A 660-nucleotide genomic window follows, 5' to 3' on the forward strand; every position below is an offset into this window, starting at 1 on the left:
CGCCGACACCGCCGTCGCCGCCGGTGCCACCGACTCCGGTGGTGCTGTCGGCACCCGAACCGCCGGCGCCGCCACTGCCGCCCTTGCCACCGACCCCGCCGGCGCCGCCGGAGCCGTTGGTGCCGCCGGCACCGGAGTCGCCGCCCTGTCCGCCTTGTCCGCCGGCGCCGCCGGCAAACCCGGTCCCGCCGGTGGCGCCGCTGCCTGCTGCGGCATCCGTGCCGGCGCCGCCACCACCGCCGGCGCCACCCACACCGCCGGTGCCGCCGGTGCCGGCCTTTCCGGTGGTGCCAGTGGTGCCGCCGGTTCCGCCGGTGCCCGCGTTGCCGCCGCCACCACCCGCGCCGGCCGCGCCGCCGACACCGCCGTCGCCGCCGGTGCCACCGACTCCGGTGGTGCTGTCGGCACCCGAACCGCCGGCGCCGCCACTGCCGCCCTTGCCACCGACCCCGCCGGCGCCGCCGGAGCCGTTGGTGCCGCCCGCACCGGAGTCGCCGCCTTGGCCGCCTTGTCCGCCGGCGCCGCCGGCAAACCCGGTCCCGCCGGTGGCGCCGCTGCCTGCTGCGGCATCCGTGCCTGCGCCGCCACCACCGCCGGCGCCACCCACACCGCCGGTGCCACCGGTGCCGGCCTTTCCGGTGGTGCCAGTGGTTCCGCCGG

At 80.9% G+C, this 660-nt stretch carries 1 protein-coding gene; it reads right to left on the bottom strand.

The features are described 5' to 3' along the window. Positions 1-660 (bottom strand): hypothetical protein (locus BST12_RS35180; protein WP_211281414.1); only part of this gene is annotated, 660 nt, incomplete at both ends.

The sequence above is a fragment of the Mycobacterium angelicum genome (genome assembly GCF_002086155.1).
GTDB classification, from domain to species: Bacteria; Actinomycetota; Actinomycetes; order Mycobacteriales; family Mycobacteriaceae; genus Mycobacterium; species Mycobacterium angelicum.